We start from the raw sequence: 18,468 nt of genomic DNA on the forward strand, positions 1-18,468 counted from the left end.
CGATCCGGCGCCGCCGCCTCATCCCGTCACGCGGCTGTGCCCATCCGGATACGCTCCGCCACGGCGTCGGCCGCCCGCACACCCTCGGCATAGGCGCCCCCGGTCGTGCCCCACTGCTCGCGCGACAGCGCCTCGCCGGCGAACCAGATCCGCTCGCCGACCGCCGCGTGCAGCGTTCGGCGCGCGCCGGCGTGGCCCGGCGGCACCGACGCCCAGGAGCCGCGCGACCAGGGATCGCGGCGCCATTCGCTCACGGCGGGGATCGACAGGTCGTGGAGGCGGCGGGCGCCGAAATGATCGGCCAGCGTCGCGCGCACGCGGCGGCGCAGACCGTCCTCGCCGGCGCCGGCGGCATCGATCTCGGCGGCCCCGACCGAGTCGAGCTCGAAATAGTGGAACGGCGTCCCGTCGATGCGGGTGAGCAGGCCCGGCGGGCTGAAGCGTCCGCCGACGAGGCTTGCGAGACGGTCCCGCCCGCGAAACGGGCTCGACGGCCAGTGCAGCACCGCGTGCTCGTAGATGCCGACCCGGAACCCGTCGATCGCGGCACGGATCGGCGCGGGCAGGGCCGGCGAGAAGGCGACGCTGTCGCGCAGCACCATCATCGGCACCGTCACGATCACGGCGCGGGCCTTCAGCGTCCGCCCGTCCGCGGTGGCGACGCGAACGCCGGCTCCCGTCCAGTCGATACCGGCGACGGGGCAGTCGAGCGCGATCGGCAACCCCTGGGCCAGCCGCCCGAGGTAGCCGCCGTAGCCGCCGGCGACGAAGTAGTTGTCGCCGTATTCCATGCTCGGGAAATCCTGGAGCGAGACCTCCTCCAGCGGCCGTCCGGACACCAGACCGTGGACCAGCGCGACGCGGGCGCCCCAGGGGCCGAGGCCGCGGGGCAGGGCGCTCGCCGCCGCGCGGTCCGGCCCGCCCGCGGCGGCGCCTGCATGCATCGCCCGGTCGGCGCGGTCGAAGGCCCGGGCGGAGGCCGCGACCTCGGACGGGCGCCCGGGGCGACGCCCGACCCAGACGTGGCCTTCCTGGGCTGCCCGGCGCAGGGGCTCGCCGCGCTCGAAGCCCAATTGGACGAGGGGGTTGATCGGGCCCGCGTGAAGCCAGTGCGCCCCGAGGTCGACCGCATGGCCGCGCAGCATCGTCGCGACCGTGCGCCCGCCGACGCGGTCGCGCGCCTCGAGCACCGCGACGGACAGGCCGGCGGCGACCAGCGTCCGCGCGGCGGCGATCCCGGCAGCGCCCGCGCCGACCACGATCACGTCCGGGTCCGCGGGCAGCGGGGCGAGCCTGGGCGCGACGCTCGGCCGGAACCGGGCATGCGGGGGTGTCGTCTCGTGCATCGAGGTCATTGCGCGGATCGCGATCCTTCTCGTCGTTTGCATTCCGGGTCCGTCGCGCGTTTCGGCCAACCCGCCGGCCCGAGGCAGACGAGACGCAAGCGGTGCTCTTGCGGCGGACGGATCGGGACACCACAACCGCGATGCGCCGATCGGCGGCGGGAGACGGGATCACGGCATGCTCATCCAGGCGGCGCTCGCGGCCCTGCGCCAGACCTTCTCCCCGCCGCTCCGTGCGATCCTGTGGAAGTCGCTCGGGTTGACGCTCGGCATCCTGGCGCTGGCCTGGTTCGGGCTGACGCGGTTGATCCAGTGGTTCCAGGCGAGCCACCACATCTCGCAATCCTACCCCATCCTCGACAGCCTCGCCTACTTCCTGGCCGGGTTCGGGCTGTTCGTCGCGCTGGCCTACCTGATGCCCGCGGTCTCGATCCTGGTGGCGGGGTTCTTCCTCGACGACGCCGCCGAGATCGTCGAGCGCACCGACTTCCCCGACGACCCGCCCGGCCGCCCGATGCCGTGGGGCGCAGCGATGCTCTACGCCCTGCGCTTCGCCGGCCTGACCCTGCTGGTGAACCTTGCTGCGCTGATCATCTTCTTCGTGCCGGTGATCGGGCTGGCGGCCTTCTTCGCCGCCAACGCCTACCTGCTGTCGCGCGAGTACTTCGAGATGGCCGCGGCCCGCTACCGACCGCTGGCGGAGGCCGGCGCGATGCGCCGGACGTTCTCGGGCACGACGATCGCGGTGGGCTGCCTGCTGGCCGGGATGATGGTTGTCCCGGTGCTCAACCTGCTGACGCCGCTGTTCGGCATCGCGCTGATGGTCCACGTCCACAAGCGGCTGGCGCACCGCCTGCCGGCCCCCGCCCTGCAGGGACGGCTCCGGTAGCGGCCTAGCTCCGGCTGCCCCAGCGCCGGCCCATGCCGGGCGAGCCGCCGGCGTCGGCCCCGATCGCCGGACCGGACGCCCGCATCGGACGGTGCTGCGAGCCCTCGCCCATCGGGGTCGGCGCGATCGAGTCGGGTATCTCGGCCTGCTCCTCGGTGCCGCGGCCCTTGGCGAACTGCCCGGCGGCTCGGAAGCGCCAGAGATAGCCTGGCACCACCGCCTCGGCGGCGGTCGGCTGGATGCCGAGCCCCTCGAAGCTGCGGCCCTCCGCCTTGGCGGCCTCCGAGACGACGTTGTCGCTCTGCAGCAGAACGACCTGATCGCGGGTGAGCTTAAGGTCGGCCGGCAGCAGCCCGAAGGTCAGGGTGTCGGCGATCTCCATGGCACGGGCCTGGATCTTGGCGATCGGCAGCGGCAGCGACACCACCATGCGCTTGCGCATCGTCGTGTCGAGCATGTAGCGCACGAGGTGATCCAGCGTCGCGACCTCGGGTCCGCCGAGCTCGTAGACCTTGCCGCCGGGCACGCGTCCGTCGGCGGCCAGCGCGATCGCCTCGGCGACGTCGCCGACGAAGACGGGCTGGAAGCGCGACTCGGCCCCGGCCAGCGGCAGCACCGGCAGGAACCGGGCGAGGCTGGCGAAGCGGTTGAAGAAGCTGTCGCCCGGCCCGAAGACCAGGGAGGGCCGGAACACGACGGCGTCGGGACGTGCGGCGAACACCGCGGCCTCGCCCTCGGCCTTGGTGCGGGCATAGCGCGATTCGGAGTTCGGGTCGGCGCCGATCGCGGACACGTGGATCATCGCGGCGCCGACCTTGGCCGCCGCCCGCGCGATCAAGCCGGGGCCTTCGGCCTGGAGGCGCGAGAAGCTTTGGGCGCCGGTTTCCTGAAGGATGCCGACGAGGTTGATCACCACGTCCGCACCCTCGACCGCCCGCACGACCGAATCGGGGTATCGCAGGTTCGCCTGCACGGCGATGATCTGGCCGACCTTCCCGAGCGGCTGCAGGAACAGGGCGAGATCGGGACGGCGGACGGCGACCCGGATGCGGTAGCCGCGCTTGGCCAGCGCCCGAACCACGTGCCGGCCGAGGAAGCCCGAGCCGCCGAAGATGGTGACCAACTGCGAAGCGGGCCGCGTCAGGGACGGGGTCAGCAGGACGGTGTTCGGAATGCTGGAGCCGGTCATCGCCTCGTCTCGGTCTGTGGGGCCTGCGGGCTCGGGGGCATCGCCACCCCCGGTCCGCCGTTCCTTAGACCATTTTTACCGGTCGCACGCGCCGGGCGGGCGACGAAACGACGATCTTGAACGTCGCATCCTGCAGGCGCGTACCGCCCGTGGCCGAATGGATCAGCGATCGCTCCGCAGGAGCCAACCAAGGCCGAATGCAGCGGCTGCGACGATCGCCAGGGTAGCGCCCTTGTTCTCCTCGGCGCGCTTCGCGACGTGGCGGCCATGGTGCTCCGCCCGGCCGCGGTAATGACGTCCGCGGCTCACGGCCTCGTCGGCGATGGCGCGGCCGCGCTCGCTCGCTTCGTCGATGAAATGCTCACCGTCGCGACGCCAGTCCCGCGCGGTCTCGCGCGCATGGCCGTAGGCGTTCTGCGCAACGCCCGCGGCCTGGTCGACGGCACCGTCGAGCTGGCGTCCGGCATCCCCGCCGACTGCACCCATCGCGGTCTTGGCGCGGCCGCGCAGGTTGCGCACGCCGCCTTCGAATCGATCCCGGTTCATGATCTCGTCCCTCGCATCGTGATCCGAAGGCCGGCAGCGCCGGCCTTCGCGGATGGGCACCGGGGCCGGCTCGCAGCCGCCCCAGTGCCGAGCGCTGGACGGATCAGATCTTCTTGACGGCGTCGGCGGCCTTCTGGGCCGCGCCCTTCACGCCGTCCTTGGCGTCGCCGACGGTCTTCTGGGCTTCGCCCTTCAGCTCCTGCGCCTTGCCCTCGGCCTGCAGCTTCTCGTTGCCGGTGACGTTGCCGACACCCTGCTTGACGTTGCCGACCGCCTCGTTGGCGAGGCCCTTGATCTTGTCCGTGGTGCTGCTCATCGGGACGCTCCCTGTGTGCTCAGCGATCCCGGCCCGGCCTCGCGACGACGCCGCGAAGCGTGACCGAACGCTGTCGGGATGTCCGAACGGCAAGCGCCCATGATGGTTCCAAATGCCCCCGCCACGCGCGAAAGCGTGATCGCCCGACGCTCGGGTCGGGCCCGATACGCGGCCCGACGTCTCGATCCGGCGGGGGGGATGAGGCCGCCCGGCGGGACGCTTCGGCACCGGCGCGCGGAGCTGCTTCTAGATCTCGATCTCGGTCCCCACCTCCACCACCTGCCGCGTCGGCACGCCGAAGAAGGCGCCGGTGCGCTCGGCGTTGCGCTGCATGAAGGCGTAGAGGCTCTCGCGCCAGGGCTGCATCCCGCGGTTGTCGTTCTTCGGGATGATGGTCTCGTGGCCGATGAAGACCGTGAGGTCGTCGAGCATCTGCGGCGGCAGGCGGCGGTGCTCGACGGCGCAGGCCAGCCCATCGGGGATCGAGGCCTCCTCCATGAAGCCGTAGCGCAGGGTCACCCGGTAGAAGTCGGGCGCGAGGATCGTGACGTGGCTGCGCTCCTCGCGCGGCACGGTCGGGGTCTCCTCGTACTGGGCGGAGACGATCATCACCCGCTCCGGCAGGGCGTGGCTGCGCTCGACGAACCGCGACAGGTGCATCGGGATGCCGTGCATCGCCGCCGACAGGAACACGCCGGTTCCGCGGACCCGCACCAGGTCCTGGTGCTGGAGCGAGGCCAGGAACACGTCCTCCGGCTGGCGCAGGCCGACCCGCGCCTCCTCGACCAGCTGGTTGCCCCTGCGCCACGTCAGCATCATCAGCGCGACGAAGCCGGCGAGCACCAGCGGAAACCAGCCGCCCTCGAACAGCTTCACGCTGTTGGCCCCAAGGAAGACGAGGTCGATCAGCAGGAAGAAGCCGTTCACCGCCAGGATCGCCACGAGGTTGTAGCCCCATCGGTGGGCGATCAGCGCGGCGAGCAGCGTGGTGATCGCCATCAGCAGCGACACGGCAATGCCGTAGGCGCCGGCGAGCGCGTCGGACGATTCGAAAATCACGACGGCGGCGATGGTGGCGGCGGCGAGGAGCCAGTTCACTGCCGGCACGTAGATCTGCCCACGCTCCTCCGAGGCGGTCTGGACGATGTGCATCGGCGGCAGGAAGCCGAGCTGGACCGATTGCTGGGTCAGCGAGAACACACCCGAGATGATCGCCTGCGAGGCGATCACCGTCGCCATCGTCGCCAGCCCGATCAGCGGGTAATGCGCCCAGCCCGGCGCGAGCCGGTAGAACGGGTTCTCGATCGCGTCCGGCGAGGCCAGCAGCAGCGCGCCCTGGCCGAAATAGTTGATCACCAGGGCCGGCAGCACCAGGGCGAACCACGCCACGCGGATCGGCCGGGCGCCGAAATGCCCGAGGTCTGCATACATCGCCTCGCCGCCGGTGACCGCGAGGAAGGCCGCGCCCAGCATCGCGAAGCTCACGTGCCAGCCGGCATGGAGCAGGAATTCCACCGCCTTCAGGGGGTTCGCCGCCTGCAGGATCTCCGGCTTGTGCAGAATGCCGCCGATCCCCATCAGCGTGAGGACGACGAACCACAGCAGCATTACCGGCCCGAAGATCCGCCCGATGAAGGCGACGCCCTTGCTCTGCACCAGGAACAGGGCGACGAGGATCGCGATCGTGATCGGCACGACGTAGCGGCCGAGCGCCGGCGCATCGACCTTCAGGCCCTCGATCGCCGAGAGCACCGAGATCGCCGGGGTGATCGCGCCGTCGCCGTAGAGAAGCGCCGCGCCGATCAGCCCGACGACGAGCAGCAGCGCCTTCCACGAGCGCGGCTTCGCATGGCGCGCGCCCAGCAGCGCCAGCATCGCGACGATGCCGCCCTCGCCGGCATTGTCGGCGCGCAGGATCAGCACCGCGTATTTCAGCGAGACGATCAGGATCAGCGCCCACAGGATCAGCGAGACCGCGCCGACCACCGCGATGGGGTCGGCGTTGCCGCCGCCGCTGGCGGCCCGCACCGCCTCCTTGTAGGCGTAGAGCGGGCTGGTGCCGATGTCGCCGTAGACGACCCCGAGCGCCCCAAGCAGCAGGGCCGGGCGGAACCTTCGTGCGGCGGCGGGCTCGGCGCCCCCCTCCGCACGGACATGACTTTCACTCACAGAACGCCCCGCCCTCGTCGTTTCGCGGCGCGACGCTAGCAGGCGCCCGGCGCCCGTCCATCGGAACCGTGCATCGCCGCCGACGATCGCGTCAATGTGTGTCGGCCCGACGTCAGATCAGGGCGGCGAGCGCATCCGGGCAGGGCGCATCCCGGGCGATGACGATCACCGGCACCTCGGCGTGGCGCGCGATCGCCTCGGCGACCGTCTCGGGCGGCGTCGGCGCGCCGGTGCTCTCGTTGACGACGATGGCGAGGACCGGGATGTCGGCCGCCCGGCAGGTCTCGTAGGCCGTCAGGGCGTGGCTGATCGCCCCCAGATAGCTGCCCGAGACGAGGATCGCCGGGCAGGCGAGCGACCACAGCCAGCCGAGGCCGGTCGCCTCCTGGGTCACCGGGCTCATCAGGCCGCCGACGCCCTCGACGATCAGCGTGCCCGTCGCGGCCTCCATCCGCTCCAGGCACCACGTGACGATGTCCTCGAGGACGGGCGCTTGGCCCTCGAGAGCCGCCGCCTGGTCGGGGGCGAGCGGCGCCGCGAAGCGCCACGGCGAGCAGGCCGCGACGGCGGCGGCCGTGACTGCGATCCCCTGGGCCGCCAGAAGCTGCGCCGTATCGCTGCCGGCAAAATCCGGGTCGCCCATCGGCGGCACGCCGCTTGCGACGGGCTTCAGCGCCCGCACGTCGCGTCCGTCGGCGCGCAGGCGCCGCACGATCGCCGCGGTGACGTAGGTCTTGCCGATCTCGGTGCCGGCGCCCGCGATGAAGACGGTCGTCATGGATGATGGATCCCGCGGCGCACCGGTTCTCGCGATGGCGACCGTCCGCCGACCATCGATCGAGGCCGAACGAAACGTCGCCCGCACATCCCATCCCAAGTCATCCCGGGCCCGCCTTTCAGCGCCCCGGGATGACGGGGCGGGTGGAGCGCCCCTGAACGAGAACCCAACGGACGGGAGCGCCGTGACGAGAGCAGGCGCTCAGGCCGTGAAGCTGCCGTGGCAGTGCTTGAACTTCTTGCCCGAGCCGCAGGGGCAGGGCTCGTTGCGGCCGACCCGGCCCCAGGTGGTCGCGTCGTCGGGGTCGCGCTCCAGCACGGCCCCGTCGGCCGACAGCCCCTGGGCGGCGTAGCCGTAGGCCGGCCCGCCGCCGCCGTCGCTCCCGGTGCCGCGGCCGGCATAGTCCATCTCGTTCTCGCCGGTGACCGGATCGAGGTGCTGGGCGAACATCTGCGGCAGGCCGGGGGATAACCCGAACGGGTTCGCCTGGGCTTCCGGCTCCTGGAACATGATCTCGACGCGCGAGAGCTGGCTGGTGACCTGCTCGCGCAGCTGCGTGACGAGGCCGTTGAACAGGTCGAAGGCCTCGGACTTGTACTCGTTCAGCGGGTCGCGCTGGGCGAAGCCGCGCCAGCCGATCACCTGGCGCAGGTGGTCGAGCGTCACGAGGTGCTCGCGCCAGAGGTGATCGAGGGTCTGCAGGAGCACCTGCTTCTCGATGTAGGTCGTCACCTCGGCACCGTTCTTCTCGGCGCGGGCGGCGTAGGCGGTGTCGGCGGCCTTCTTCAGGCGCTCGCGCATCTCCTCGTCGGCGATGCCCTCTTCCTTGGCCCAATCCTCGATCGGCTCGTCGAGGTTGAGGATCTCCGTCACGCGCTCGCGGAGGCCGGCGACGTCCCACTGCTCGGCGTAGGCGTTCTCGGGAATATGGGTCGCGACGAGGTCGTCGATCGTGGCCTGGCGCATCTCCTCGACGGTCTCGGACACGCTGTCCTGGCCCATGAAGTCGCGGCGCTGCTCGAACACGACCTTGCGCTGGTCGTTCATGACGTTGTCGTACTTGAGCACGTTCTTGCGCATGTCGAAGTTGCGCGCCTCGACCTTCTGCTGCGCCTTCTCGATCGCCTTGTTGATCCACGGGTGGATGATCGCCTCGCCCTGCTCGAGGCCGAGCTTCTGCAGCATCCCGTCCATGCGGTCGGAGCCGAAGATGCGCATCAGGTCGTCCTGCAGCGACAGGAAGAACTTCGAGCGGCCGGGATCGCCCTGGCGGCCCGAGCGGCCGCGGAGCTGGTTGTCGATGCGGCGCGATTCGTGGCGCTCGGTGCCGATGATGTAAAGGCCGCCCGGCAGCGCCTTCTTGCGGCCGGCTTCCGGATCGGCCGGCTCGCCCGACGCCAGCACCTTGGTGCGGTTCTCGGCGATCTCGGCCTTGATCGCGGCGACCTTGGCGTCGCGCTCGGGGCCGTCCTCGAGGCCGGCGAGCTCCTTCTCGACGCGCATCTCGACGTTGCCGCCGAGCTTGATGTCGGTTCCGCGACCGGCCATGTTGGTGGCGATGGTGATCGCGCCGGGCACGCCGGCCTCGGCGACGATGTAGGCCTCCTGCTCGTGGAAGCGGGCGTTCAGCACCGCGAAGCGCTTGGTGACGCGGCCCTCGCGCGCGGCGGCGTAGACGTCGGTGAGCGCATTCGGATCGGAATAGTCGAGCAGGGTGAAGCCGGCCTTCTTGAGCAGCTCGGCGATCAGCTCGGACTTCTCGATCGAGCCGGTGCCGACCAGGATCGGCTGGTGGCGCGCATGCGCCGTCTCGATCTCCTCGATGATGCCGGCGTACTTCTCCTCGACGGTGCGGTAGACCTGGTCGTCCTCGTCGACGCGCTCGACCTCCTTGTTGGTCGGGATGTCGACGACCTCGAGCTTGTAGATCTCGGCGAACTCGTCGGCCTCGGTCGAGGCCGTGCCGGTCATGCCCGCGAGCTTGTCGTAGAGGCGGAAGAAGTTCTGGAAGGTGATCGAGGCCAGCGTCTGGTTCTCGGGCTGGATCGTCACCCGCTCCTTCGCCTCGAGAGCCTGGTGCAGGCCCTCCGAGTAGCGCCGGCCCTGCATCATGCGGCCGGTGAACTCGTCGATGATCACCACCTCGTCGTTCTTGACGATGTAGTCCTTGTCCCGGGTGAACAGCGTGTGGGCGCGCAGCGCCTGGTTCACGTGGTGGACGATGGTGACGTTGTGGCCGTCGTAGAGGTCGCCGTCCTTGAGGATGCCGGCGTCGCGCAGCGCGTCCTCGATGAACTCGTTGCCCTCCTCGGTCAGCGAGACGGTGCGCTGCTTCTCGTCGAGGTCGTAGTGCGAGGGCACCAGCATCGGCATCAGCGCGTCGACGGTGACGTAGAGCTCTGAGCGGTCGTCGACGGGGCCGGAGATGATCAGCGGCGTGCGCGCCTCGTCGATCAGGATCGAGTCGACCTCGTCGACGATCGCGAAGTTGTGCCCCCGCTGCGCCAGCTGGGACATCTCGTACTTCATGTTGTCGCGCAGGTAGTCGAAGCCGTACTCGTTGTTCGTCCCGTAGGTGATGTCGCAGGCGTAGGCTTCCTTGCGCTGCTCGTCGTCGAGGCCGTGCACGATCGTGCCGACGGTCAGCCCGAGGAAGCGGTAGACCTGCCCCATCCACTCCGCGTCGCGGGCGGCGAGGTAGTCGTTGACGGTCACGACGTGGACGCCCTTGCCCGACAGCGCGTTGAGGTAGACCGGCAGCGTCGCCACCAGCGTCTTGCCCTCGCCGGTCTTCATCTCGGCGATGCCGCCCTCGTGCAGCACCATGCCGCCGATCAACTGCACGTCGAAGTGGCGCTGGCCGAACACGCGCTTGGCCGCCTCGCGCACGGTGGCGAAGGCGGGAACGAGGATGTCGTCGAGGCTCTTGCCGGCCGCGAGCTCGGCCTTCAGCATGTCGGTGCGGGCGCGCAGGGCGTCGTCCGACAGCACCTGGATCTCGGCTTCGAGCTCGTTGATCGCCGCGACGCGGGGACGATAGCCCTTCACGCGCCGGTCGTTCGACGAGCCGAAAATCTTCTTGGCGAGGGCACCGAGCATCGTGAACCTGCAAACGGGAAAGCCCGTCGGCGATCTCCCGCAGACGGCTGGCCTTGGCTGAGTTGGCCGGGCTTATAGAGGTAAATATCGCGGGCCGCATCTAAAAGAGGCCGGCGCGCGATGGGCTGCGCAGAGGCGCTTCGGCCCGGATCCGAATCGGTGCCGCCTCGCGCGGCCCGTTCGCGGGCGGCCGTCGCCCGCGGCGTCAGTTGACTTCGCAGAACCCCACGCCGGCGCCGACGATGCGGTCCGACGGGCACCACGGGCCGGCGACCCGCACCGGATGCGGCGACGGCTTCGCACGCTCCGCGATCGGCGCGACGGCGACGGGCGCGACGGCGACGGGCGTCAGCCCGCGCACCGTCTCCCGTGCCTGCGTCCACGGCTCCGTCCGTGGCGACGCCGGCTCCGTTGCGCGAGGCGGTGCGATCGGCAGGGGAACGCCAGCGCTCGCGATGCGCTCGGTCGCGCGCGGCGGGACCGGAGCCGCGGCGGACGCGCTGCCGATTCCCAGGCGCAGGCGGAACCCGCGTGCCTCGGCGGAGGACGGCGTCGCCGCGAACGCGAAAGCGGTCGAAGCCGCGAGCACGATCCATCCGATCTGCGAGATCCTGCGCATCCGCCCCTCCGTCGATCCGGCAAGCCTGTGCCGGCGCGCGTTCACGAAGGTTCAAGAAACGGAGTCAACGGAATGCTTTCCCCGTGACGGGCGAGGACGGGCGGACGCGACGGCGATGGACCGCGCGCGCATCCTTTCCTCATCTGCGCCGTGCTCCTGCGACCTCATTTCCGTCATCCCTTGCGCCTTGCCTTTGCGTGCGACGCGAGCCACCTGTCTCGCCGATTCCCGCGGCTGCGATGCCGCTTCCTCGAAGCCCCGTGCGAGACCGTCCGGCGCCGTGCCGCGACGGGTCGGGGCGGAACCGTCCAGGAACGCCAACGCCATGTCGAAGACCCAGACCCTCCGCGGCGCGAGCGCGCTCGCCCTGGCGCTCGCGCTCGGCGGCACCGCCTCCGCGCAGACGCCGACCCCGGCGGCGCAGCCCTCCGTCGCCGCCGCGGTGCTGCCCTCGCCCGACAGCGTCGTCGCCAAGGTGAACGGGATCCCGGTCACCGCCGGCGACATCGCGGTGGCGGCCGAGGATCCGGCCCTGTCGCTGCCGGGCGTCGACGATGCGCAGAAGAAGGGCCTGCTGGTCGACTACATGCTCGACCTCAAGGTCGGCGCGCAGGCGGCGGACGCCGCCAAGATCGGCGACACGCCGGACTTCAAGCGCAAGCTCGCCTACTTCCGCGACAAGCTCCTCCTCGACGAGTACCTGGAGCGCGAGGCCAAGAAGGCGGCGACGCCCGAGGCGGCCCACGCGCTCTACGACCAGTCCGCCAAGCTGATGAAGCCAGAGGAGGAGATCCACGCCCGCCACATCCTCGTGGAGAACGAGGCCGAGGCGAAGAAGATCGCCGCGCGGATCAAGGGCGGCGAGGACTTCGCCAAGGTCGCCGCCGAGACCACCAAGGATGCCGGCTCGAAGGCCGAGGGCGGCGACCTCGGCTGGTTCTCGAAGGACCGGATGGTGAAGGAATTCGCCGACGCCGCCTTCAAGCTGCAGCCCGGGCAGGTTTCCGATCCGGTCAAGTCCCAGTTCGGCTGGCACGTGATCAAGGTCGAGGAGAAGCGCAACAAGCCCGTGCCGACCTTCGACGAGCTGAAGGAGCAGATCGATCAGGCGCTGATCCGCAAGGCGCAGCAGGATCTGATCCTGAAGCTCCGCGCCGACGCCAAGGTCGAGCGCTTCGACGAGAACGGCAAGCCGATCGCCGCGCCGGCCCCGGCCTCCGAGGAGCCGAAGAAGCCCTGACCGCGGCGGCCGCCCGACGTTCGCTCGCGCCGAAGCGTGGCAGCCGCGGGCTTCGGCGCGGCTCGCGGCGTCTGAGATGTGATGATGGACCGCTCATGCACGGAATTTGAGCCTAAGGATCAACATTTGCGCAAGGATCGTGTGAAAGAGTGCCCAACGAGCGGGGCGGCAGGAAAATCATCGCGATGCCGTCGGAGCAGGTTCTGCTGAAGCCCCGCTTGGCACCGATGATCTGGCTCACCGAGACCGCGGCGCCGGTCTGCGTCGAGATCAGCGACGGGCTGCGGCGGACGTTGTTCCGGCGAATGTCCTCGCTGATCTCCGGCTCCCTCGTCGGGCTGATCATCATCGCGATCCTGCTGTACCGGAACCCGATCCCGGCATTCTTCGCCTGGGCGGCCGTCGATACGATCCTGGTCCTGTTCCGTTTCGCCGTCATCGGCCGGTTGATGCGGATCCTCCGAGATCCCTCGCTCCGCCGTCCGAGGGACACCCTCGTCGTCGATGCCTTCATCGCCGGCAGCGTGCTGTGGTGCGCGCAGATCGGCGTCGGCGCCTTCCTCTGCATGAGCTTGGGCGATCCCGTCCTGGCGGTGTTCGGCACCATGCTGTCGACCGGGATCGTCGGGGCGATGTGCGCGCGCAATCCCGGCTCGCCGCGCATGGTCAAGCTGCAGATGGTCCTGATCATCGTGCCCTACGCGGCCGGCGCTGCGATGGGGCCGGAGCCGTGGCTGTGGCCGATCGCGCTCATCGCCCCGCTTTATCTATGGGGAACGATCAGCATCAACCGAGAACTCCACATCGATTACCTCAAGATGCTGATGGCCCAGCAGGAAAGCAGCCACCTCGCCCTTCACTGCAGCCTGACCGGCCTGCCGAACCGCAGCTCCTTCAAAGCGCGCCTCAAGGCGGCCGAGCGGAACGCTTCGGTGCTCTTCCTCGACCTCGACGGCTTCAAGGCGGTGAACGACCAGCACGGGCATCCGGCGGGCGATGCGCTCCTGACGGCCGTCGGCGAACAGATCCGCGGCTGCGTGCCGGATCCCGCCGACGTCGCGCGGCTCGGCGGCGACGAGTTCGCGATCCTGGTCCATGCCGACGACGAGCGCACGATCGCGGCGATCGCGACCCGCCTGATCGCCGAGGTGGCATGACCCTACGCCTTGCCGACGGGGTTGGTCGTCCGGGTCGGCCTCAGCATCGGCATCGCGACCCGGCGCGACGCGGACACCGACCCGATGCTCCTCCTGCCGGAAGCCGATCAGGCCCTCTACGAGGCGAAGCGGGCCGGCAAGGGCACCTATCGCTGGTTCCAGCCGGCGAACGACGCCGACCTCTCCAGCCAAGTGCGAGAGCTTCGCGACATGCTCCCGAAGGCGCAGACCGTCCGCGAGCACGGCTTCGAGGCCGGTCTCTCGGTCACGCGCGCCTAGGGGGCGACGCGCGCCGGCCCCCCGGTCGACGCCGAACCGAGCGCGGCCTCACTTCACGTCGGGCGTCAGGTAGGAGGAGGTCGCCGGGCGGGCGGCACCGACGATCCCGAGTGCAGCCAGCTCGTCGGTGCGCCGGCGCGATGCCAGGATGTCGAGCACCGCGACGACCAGCCAGGGACACGCGATCCCGATGAAGAACGCCATCTCATCACCCTTGCTGATCCGGGCCGCCCGGCATCGAGAGCTGGATGATAGCCCGGCGCCGGGGCTTCGCAAGATGTCGTGCGGGTCGATACGGGTGATCAGACCCAGCCCTGCAGCTCCCGCCGCACCACGGTCTCGATCACCTTCATGCCGAGGTCGCTGTCGTTGAGGCAGGGAATGTAGGCGAAGCGCTCGCCGCCGTTGTCCTCGAAGTAGTGCCGGTTTTCGCCGTCGAGCTCTTCCAGCGTCTCCAGGCAGTCGGCGGTGAAGCCCGGCGCGACGATCGCTATGCGCTTCACACCGGATTTCGCGAGCGTCTGCACGGTCTCGTCGGTGTAGGGCTTGAGCCACTCCTCGTTGCCGAAGCGCGACTGGAAGGTCGTCCGCATCCGCTCGGTCGAGAAGCCGAGCTCTTCGCGGATCAGGCGGCCGGTCTTCACGCACTGGCAGTGATAGGGGTCGCCCTTGAGCAGGTAGCTCTTCGGCACGCCGTGGAACGAGGTGAGGATCACCTCCGGCTCGAAATCGAGCTTGGCCAGCCCCTCGCGGATCGAATCGGCCATCGCACGGATGTAGACGGGGTCGTCGTGGTACGGCGCCGAGACCCGCACGGTCGGCTGCCAGCGCATCTGCATCAGCGCCTTGAACGCCTGGTCGCAGGCGGTGGCCGAGGTCGCGGCGGCGTATTGCGGGTAGAGCGGCACCAGCAGGATGCGGTCGCAGCCCTGATCGAGCAGGGCCTGGATCCGCAGGGCGACCTCGGGCTTGCCGTAGCGCATCGCCCAGTCGACCACGACCTTGTCGCCCATCATCGCCTGCAGGCGCTCGGCCTGGCCGCGGGTGATGGTCTTGAGCGGGCCCTCGTCGCGCTCGTTGTTCCACACGCTCGCGTAGTCCTTGCCCTTCGGGCCGGGACGCTTGGTCAGGATGATCAGGTTGAGCAGCGGCCACCAGATCAGGCGCGGCACCTCGATCACCCGGCGGTCGGACAGGAACTCCTTGAGGTAGCGGCGCATCGGCCAGTAGCTCGTGCCCTCCGGCGTGCCGAGGTTCATCAGCAGCACGCCGACACGGCCCCAGCGGACCGTGGGGTGATCGGCCGGAAGGGTGCCCGCGCCGGCCGCACGGCTCGGCTCGACGGTGGAGACGGCCGACAGGGACGCCGGTTCGACGCGTTCGTTCATGGTGAGGTTCTCGGCCATGGCGGCCGCTTCCTGTCCTGGGCCGCCGGGCGCGCGGCGACGTTGAGGCCGCGCGCCCGCATGACGGCGGTGCTGTTGTGCGGGATCGGATATCTAACTAGAGCACGAAGCCTGCCAGCGAAGGTCCGGCCGACGAGAGCGCGACATGCAGTCTCCCCGCTACTTCCTGAACCACTTCATGCCGTTCACCGGCTACCCCTACACGGGGGCGCCCACGGCCTGCAATCTGTGCGGCTCGACGGAGAGCGTCACCGTGGCGGAGACCGATCGACGCCTGAAGACGCTGAAGTCGATCGCCTGCGCCGAATGCGGCCTGATCCGCACCGACCCGATGCCGACGCCGGCCGAGCTGGCGGATTACTACGCCCACGCCTACCGCGCCGACTACCAGCTCGCCTTCGCGGGCGGCCCGCCGCGGGTCCATCTCAAGCGCTCGGCGCGCGAGGCGGCGTTCCGGGCGGAACTGCTCGCGCCGAAGCTGGTGCCGGGCGCCCGCCTGCTCGATTTCGGCTCTGGATCGGGCGAGTTCCTGGCCGCCGCCCGGGCTCGGGGCTGCGAGGCGATCGGTGTCGAGCCGGGCCGCGACTATTCCGCCTATGCCCGCGCGACGCACGGCGTCGAGGTGCTGGACGACGCCGCCGACGACCAGTTCGCACCGGGCACGTTCGACGTGATCACCACGCACCACGTCATGGAGCACCTGCGCGACCCGGCCGACGTGATGGAGCGGCTGGCACGCTGGCTGAAGCCCGACGGCGTGCTCTACGCCGCGGTGCCGAACATGGCCGCCACCGGCAAGCCGCCGCACGAGCGATTCCACTTCGCCCACGTCCATGGCTTCGTGCGCGACACCTTCGACCTCACCGCACGCCGCGCCGGCCTCGTGCCCGACACCAATTACTGGCGCGAGGACACGACGGTGGTCTACCGCAAGACCGATGCGCCGCCGGTGCCGATCCGCGCGCCCGGCCTCGCCCAGCGCCTCGCCGAGGAGCTGAAGCCGATGCCGGCCGCGGCCTACCTCGCTTCCGGCGCCTGGATCTGGCCGATGGTCCGCCGCAACGCCAAGGCGGTGCGCGAGACCTTCTCGGCCCGCTAGGACATCGTCTGCGGGCGGGCCGGGCTTCACCGCGCGCGAAGATGCTCCAAGGACCGTCGTGCGCGCGTCACGTCGGCGGGGGTAGGCTGGGCTTTTCCGCCAAGACGCAACGCCATGCCTCGCCCCAATCGCCGCCAGACCTTCGGTCTCGGCATCGGCGCCGGCCTTTCGGCCGGCCTGCCCGCCATCGCGAACGCGACCGAGCCAACGGCGCCCGAGCCGACGCTGACGCTGCTCCTCGTCAACGACGTCTACCTGATGGGCGAGGTCGACGGGCGCGGCGGGTTCGCGCGGCTCAATGCGATCGTGAAGGCCGAGCGCGACCGCGGTGTCCCGGTGCTCTACGCCCATGCCGGCGACACCCTGTCGCCCTCGCTGATGTCGGGGTTCGACAAGGGCGCCCACATCGTCGACCTGCTGAACCTCGCCCCGCCGGACGTGTTCGTCCCCGGCAACCACGAATTCGATTTCGGGCCCGCCGTCTTCCGCGAGCGCATGGCCGCCGCCGCCTTCCCGTGCTTCGCCGCCAACCTGCGGAACGGGTCCGGCCGGCCGTTGCCGAGCCTGCGCGATCGGCAGATGCTCACCCTCGGCGGCCTGCACGTCGGCGTCACCGGCATCGCGTTGGCCGCGACGCCGGAGAAATCCCAGAGCGGCGATCTACGCTTCGGGCCCGAGCTGGAGACGCTGGCCGCGCAGGCTGAGGCGCTGCGCGCCGACGGCGCGGATCTCGTCGTGGCGATCGTCCACACCGCGCGCGCGACCGATCTCGCGATGCTGGCGGCGGGCCATGCCGACATCCTTTTGTCGGGGCACGACCACGACCTCGTGGTGCAGTACGACGGGCGCCGCGTGCTAGCGGAATCGAGCAGCGACGCGCATTACGTCACCGCCATCGACATCCACGCCAGCGTCTCGACGGCGGGCGGCACGCGGCAAGTGACGTGGCGGCCGAGCTTCCGAATCCACGATTCGGCGACCGTCGCACCCGATCCGGATACGCTGACCCTCGTGCGCAAGCTCGAGGGCGACCTGTCGCGCCGGCTCGACGTGCCGGTCGGCGAGACCGCCTATCCGCTCGACAGCCGCATCGTCTCCGTGCGCGCCCGCGAGGCGAGCTTCGGGAGCCTCGTCGCCGACGCGCTGCGGGAGGCGACGGGCGCCGACATCGCGGTGATGAACGGCGGCGGCGTGCGCGGCGACCGCCTGTACCCGGCCGGCACGATGCTGACGCGGCGCGACATCCTCACCGAGCTTCCGTTCGGCAACACCATCGTGTCGGTGGCGATCACCGGCGCCCAGGTCCGCGCGCTGCTGGAGGCGGGGTTTCGCGAGCTCGGCCGCCCGGCCGGCCGCTTCGCGCAGGTCTCGGGCCTGACCGTCCGCGTCGATCCCGATGCGCCGGCGGGCGACAGGATCGTCTCCGTCCGCGTCGGCGATGCGCCGCTGGACCCGGCCCGGACCTACCGGGTCGCCGCCAACAACTTCCTCTACGAGGGGGGAAACGGCTACGGCGTGCTGGCTCGGGGGCGGACCTTGATCGGCGCGACGGATGGCGGGCTCGTCGCCACCGCGGTGATCGACTATGTCGCCCGCCACGCCCCGATCACCGTGACCGAGGGCGAACGCATCCTGATCGGCCGATGACCGAACCGACCGTCTCCGCAGCGCTCGCCGCGTTCCGGCAAAGCGCTTCCCCGTGGCTCGCCTTGCCGTTCTTCGCGGAGGGCGCGGCGGATATCGTGGCGGCACGGGTCGACGAACGGATCGCAGCCGGCGCGCAGGTCTTGCCCGCGCCCGGCAACATCTTCGCCGCCCTGGCGCTGACGCCGCTGCCCGCGGTGAAGGTCGTGATCCTCGGGCAGGATCCGTATCCGACGCCGGGCGACGCCAACGGGCTCGCCTTCTCCTATGTCGGCTCCCGGCGCCTGCCGGCCTCGCTCAAGGTGATCCTGGCCGAGGTCGAGCCGGGCAAGGCGACGCGCGGCGACCTCACGGCCTGGGCGCACCAGGGGGTGCTGCTCCTCAACAGCGCACTCACCGTCGAGGCGGGCCAGGCCGGGGCGCATCTTCGGTTCGGCTGGGCGAGGCTCGCCGACGAGGCGGTCGCGGCCGTCTCGGCGCGCGCCGAGCCCGCCGTGTTCCTCCTGTGGGGGGCACAGGCGCGGGCGCGGGCCGCGCTGATCGACCGATCGCGACACGGCGTGCTCGAATGCGGCCATCCGTCGCCGCTGAACCGGGCGCGCGACTTCCCCGGCTCGGACCCCTTCGGCCGGGCCAACGCGTGGCTCGCCGAGCATGGGTCGGCGCCGATCGCGTGGCGCCTTCTCTGACGGCTC

Annotated in this window: 17 protein-coding genes; 7 read left to right on the forward strand and 10 right to left on the reverse strand. The window is 70.5% G+C overall.

Annotated features, from left to right (window positions below; translation table 11 throughout):
* Positions 1-26: 26 nt before the first annotated feature.
* On the reverse strand, positions 27-1,355 hold the full coding sequence (locus tag ACFZ8E_RS08860) for an NAD(P)/FAD-dependent oxidoreductase (protein ID WP_243946249.1): 1,329 nt from the start codon (positions 1,353-1,355) through the stop codon (positions 27-29).
* Positions 1,356-1,521: 166 nt separating this feature from the next.
* Between ACFZ8E_RS08860 and ACFZ8E_RS08865 the strand changes: the two genes are divergently transcribed.
* Positions 1,522-2,232, forward strand: a complete 711-nt coding sequence (locus tag ACFZ8E_RS08865) for a sulfate transporter family protein (RefSeq protein ID WP_405042611.1) — start codon at positions 1,522-1,524, stop codon at positions 2,230-2,232.
* A gap of 4 nt (positions 2,233-2,236) precedes the next feature.
* On the opposite strand, the gene ACFZ8E_RS08870 is transcribed toward ACFZ8E_RS08865, so the two are convergent.
* The 7 genes from ACFZ8E_RS08870 to ACFZ8E_RS08900 form a co-directional block, all read right to left on the reverse strand.
* Positions 2,237-3,421, reverse strand: a complete 1,185-nt coding sequence (locus ACFZ8E_RS08870; RefSeq protein WP_405042612.1) for a complex I NDUFA9 subunit family protein — start codon at positions 3,419-3,421, stop codon at positions 2,237-2,239.
* Positions 3,422-3,583: 162 nt separating this feature from the next.
* On the reverse strand, positions 3,584-3,967 hold the full coding sequence (locus ACFZ8E_RS08875; RefSeq protein WP_243946309.1) for a CsbD family protein: 384 nt from the start codon (positions 3,965-3,967) through the stop codon (positions 3,584-3,586).
* Between the two features lie 103 nt (positions 3,968-4,070).
* On the reverse strand, positions 4,071-4,283 hold the full coding sequence (locus ACFZ8E_RS08880) for a CsbD family protein (protein WP_147727207.1): 213 nt from the start codon (positions 4,281-4,283) through the stop codon (positions 4,071-4,073).
* A gap of 246 nt (positions 4,284-4,529) precedes the next feature.
* Positions 4,530-6,383: a potassium transporter Kup gene (locus ACFZ8E_RS08885; RefSeq protein ID WP_243946310.1), complete on the reverse strand. Its 1,854-nt coding sequence runs from the start codon at positions 6,381-6,383 to the stop codon at positions 4,530-4,532.
* A 181-nt stretch (positions 6,384-6,564) separates the two neighbouring features.
* Positions 6,565-7,230 (reverse strand): dethiobiotin synthase, encoded by a 666-nt coding sequence (bioD, locus tag ACFZ8E_RS08890; protein WP_243946255.1) that lies wholly within the window; start codon positions 7,228-7,230, stop codon positions 6,565-6,567.
* Between the two features lie 201 nt (positions 7,231-7,431).
* Positions 7,432-10,329 carry a preprotein translocase subunit SecA gene (secA, locus tag ACFZ8E_RS08895; protein WP_405042613.1) on the reverse strand — a complete coding sequence of 966 codons (2,898 nt, stop codon included), beginning with the start codon at positions 10,327-10,329 and terminating at the stop codon, positions 7,432-7,434.
* 205 nt (positions 10,330-10,534) lie between these two features.
* Positions 10,535-10,993 (reverse strand): hypothetical protein, encoded by a 459-nt coding sequence (locus tag ACFZ8E_RS08900; RefSeq protein ID WP_243936354.1) that lies wholly within the window; start codon positions 10,991-10,993, stop codon positions 10,535-10,537.
* A 280-nt stretch (positions 10,994-11,273) separates the two neighbouring features.
* Between ACFZ8E_RS08900 and ACFZ8E_RS08905 the strand changes: the two genes are divergently transcribed.
* The 3 genes from ACFZ8E_RS08905 (at position 11,274) to ACFZ8E_RS08915 (ending at position 13,624) form a co-directional block, all read left to right on the forward strand.
* A complete protein-coding gene (locus tag ACFZ8E_RS08905) occupies positions 11,274-12,188 on the forward strand; it encodes a peptidylprolyl isomerase (RefSeq protein WP_243936355.1) in 915 nt (304 codons plus the stop codon).
* Between the two features lie 185 nt (positions 12,189-12,373).
* Positions 12,374-13,345 carry a diguanylate cyclase domain-containing protein gene (locus ACFZ8E_RS08910; RefSeq protein ID WP_405042614.1) on the forward strand — a complete coding sequence of 324 codons (972 nt, stop codon included), beginning with the start codon at positions 12,374-12,376 and terminating at the stop codon, positions 13,343-13,345.
* Between the two features lie 9 nt (positions 13,346-13,354).
* The gene (locus ACFZ8E_RS08915) at positions 13,355-13,624 is read left to right on the forward strand and encodes a hypothetical protein (protein WP_405042615.1); all 270 of its coding nucleotides are present in this window, start codon (positions 13,355-13,357) and stop codon (positions 13,622-13,624) included.
* A 48-nt stretch (positions 13,625-13,672) separates the two neighbouring features.
* On the opposite strand, the gene ACFZ8E_RS08920 is transcribed toward ACFZ8E_RS08915, so the two are convergent.
* Positions 13,673-13,828 (reverse strand): hypothetical protein, encoded by a 156-nt coding sequence (locus ACFZ8E_RS08920; RefSeq protein WP_243933375.1) that lies wholly within the window; start codon positions 13,826-13,828, stop codon positions 13,673-13,675.
* Between the two features lie 98 nt (positions 13,829-13,926).
* Entirely contained in the window at positions 13,927-15,012 is a 1,086-nt protein-coding gene (gene hemH, locus ACFZ8E_RS08925) for a ferrochelatase (protein WP_405044351.1), read from the reverse strand.
* A 163-nt stretch (positions 15,013-15,175) separates the two neighbouring features.
* Between hemH and ACFZ8E_RS08930 the strand changes: the two genes are divergently transcribed.
* From ACFZ8E_RS08930 to ACFZ8E_RS08940, 3 genes are all read left to right on the forward strand, one after another.
* Positions 15,176-16,129, forward strand: coding sequence for a bifunctional 2-polyprenyl-6-hydroxyphenol methylase/3-demethylubiquinol 3-O-methyltransferase UbiG (locus ACFZ8E_RS08930; RefSeq protein ID WP_243933377.1), 954 nt, complete (start codon positions 15,176-15,178; stop codon positions 16,127-16,129).
* 114 nt (positions 16,130-16,243) lie between these two features.
* Positions 16,244-17,776, forward strand: a complete 1,533-nt coding sequence (locus ACFZ8E_RS08935) for a bifunctional metallophosphatase/5'-nucleotidase (RefSeq protein ID WP_405042616.1) — start codon at positions 16,244-16,246, stop codon at positions 17,774-17,776.
* Positions 17,773-18,462: a uracil-DNA glycosylase gene (locus ACFZ8E_RS08940; protein WP_405042617.1), complete on the forward strand. Its 690-nt coding sequence runs from the start codon at positions 17,773-17,775 to the stop codon at positions 18,460-18,462. Before ACFZ8E_RS08935 ends, ACFZ8E_RS08940 begins: the two co-directional genes overlap by 4 nt.
* The last annotated feature ends 6 nt before the right edge of the window (positions 18,463-18,468 follow it).

It is taken from the genome of Methylobacterium sp. HMF5984 (assembly GCF_045033435.1).
Classification (GTDB): Bacteria; Pseudomonadota; Alphaproteobacteria; order Rhizobiales; family Beijerinckiaceae; genus Methylobacterium.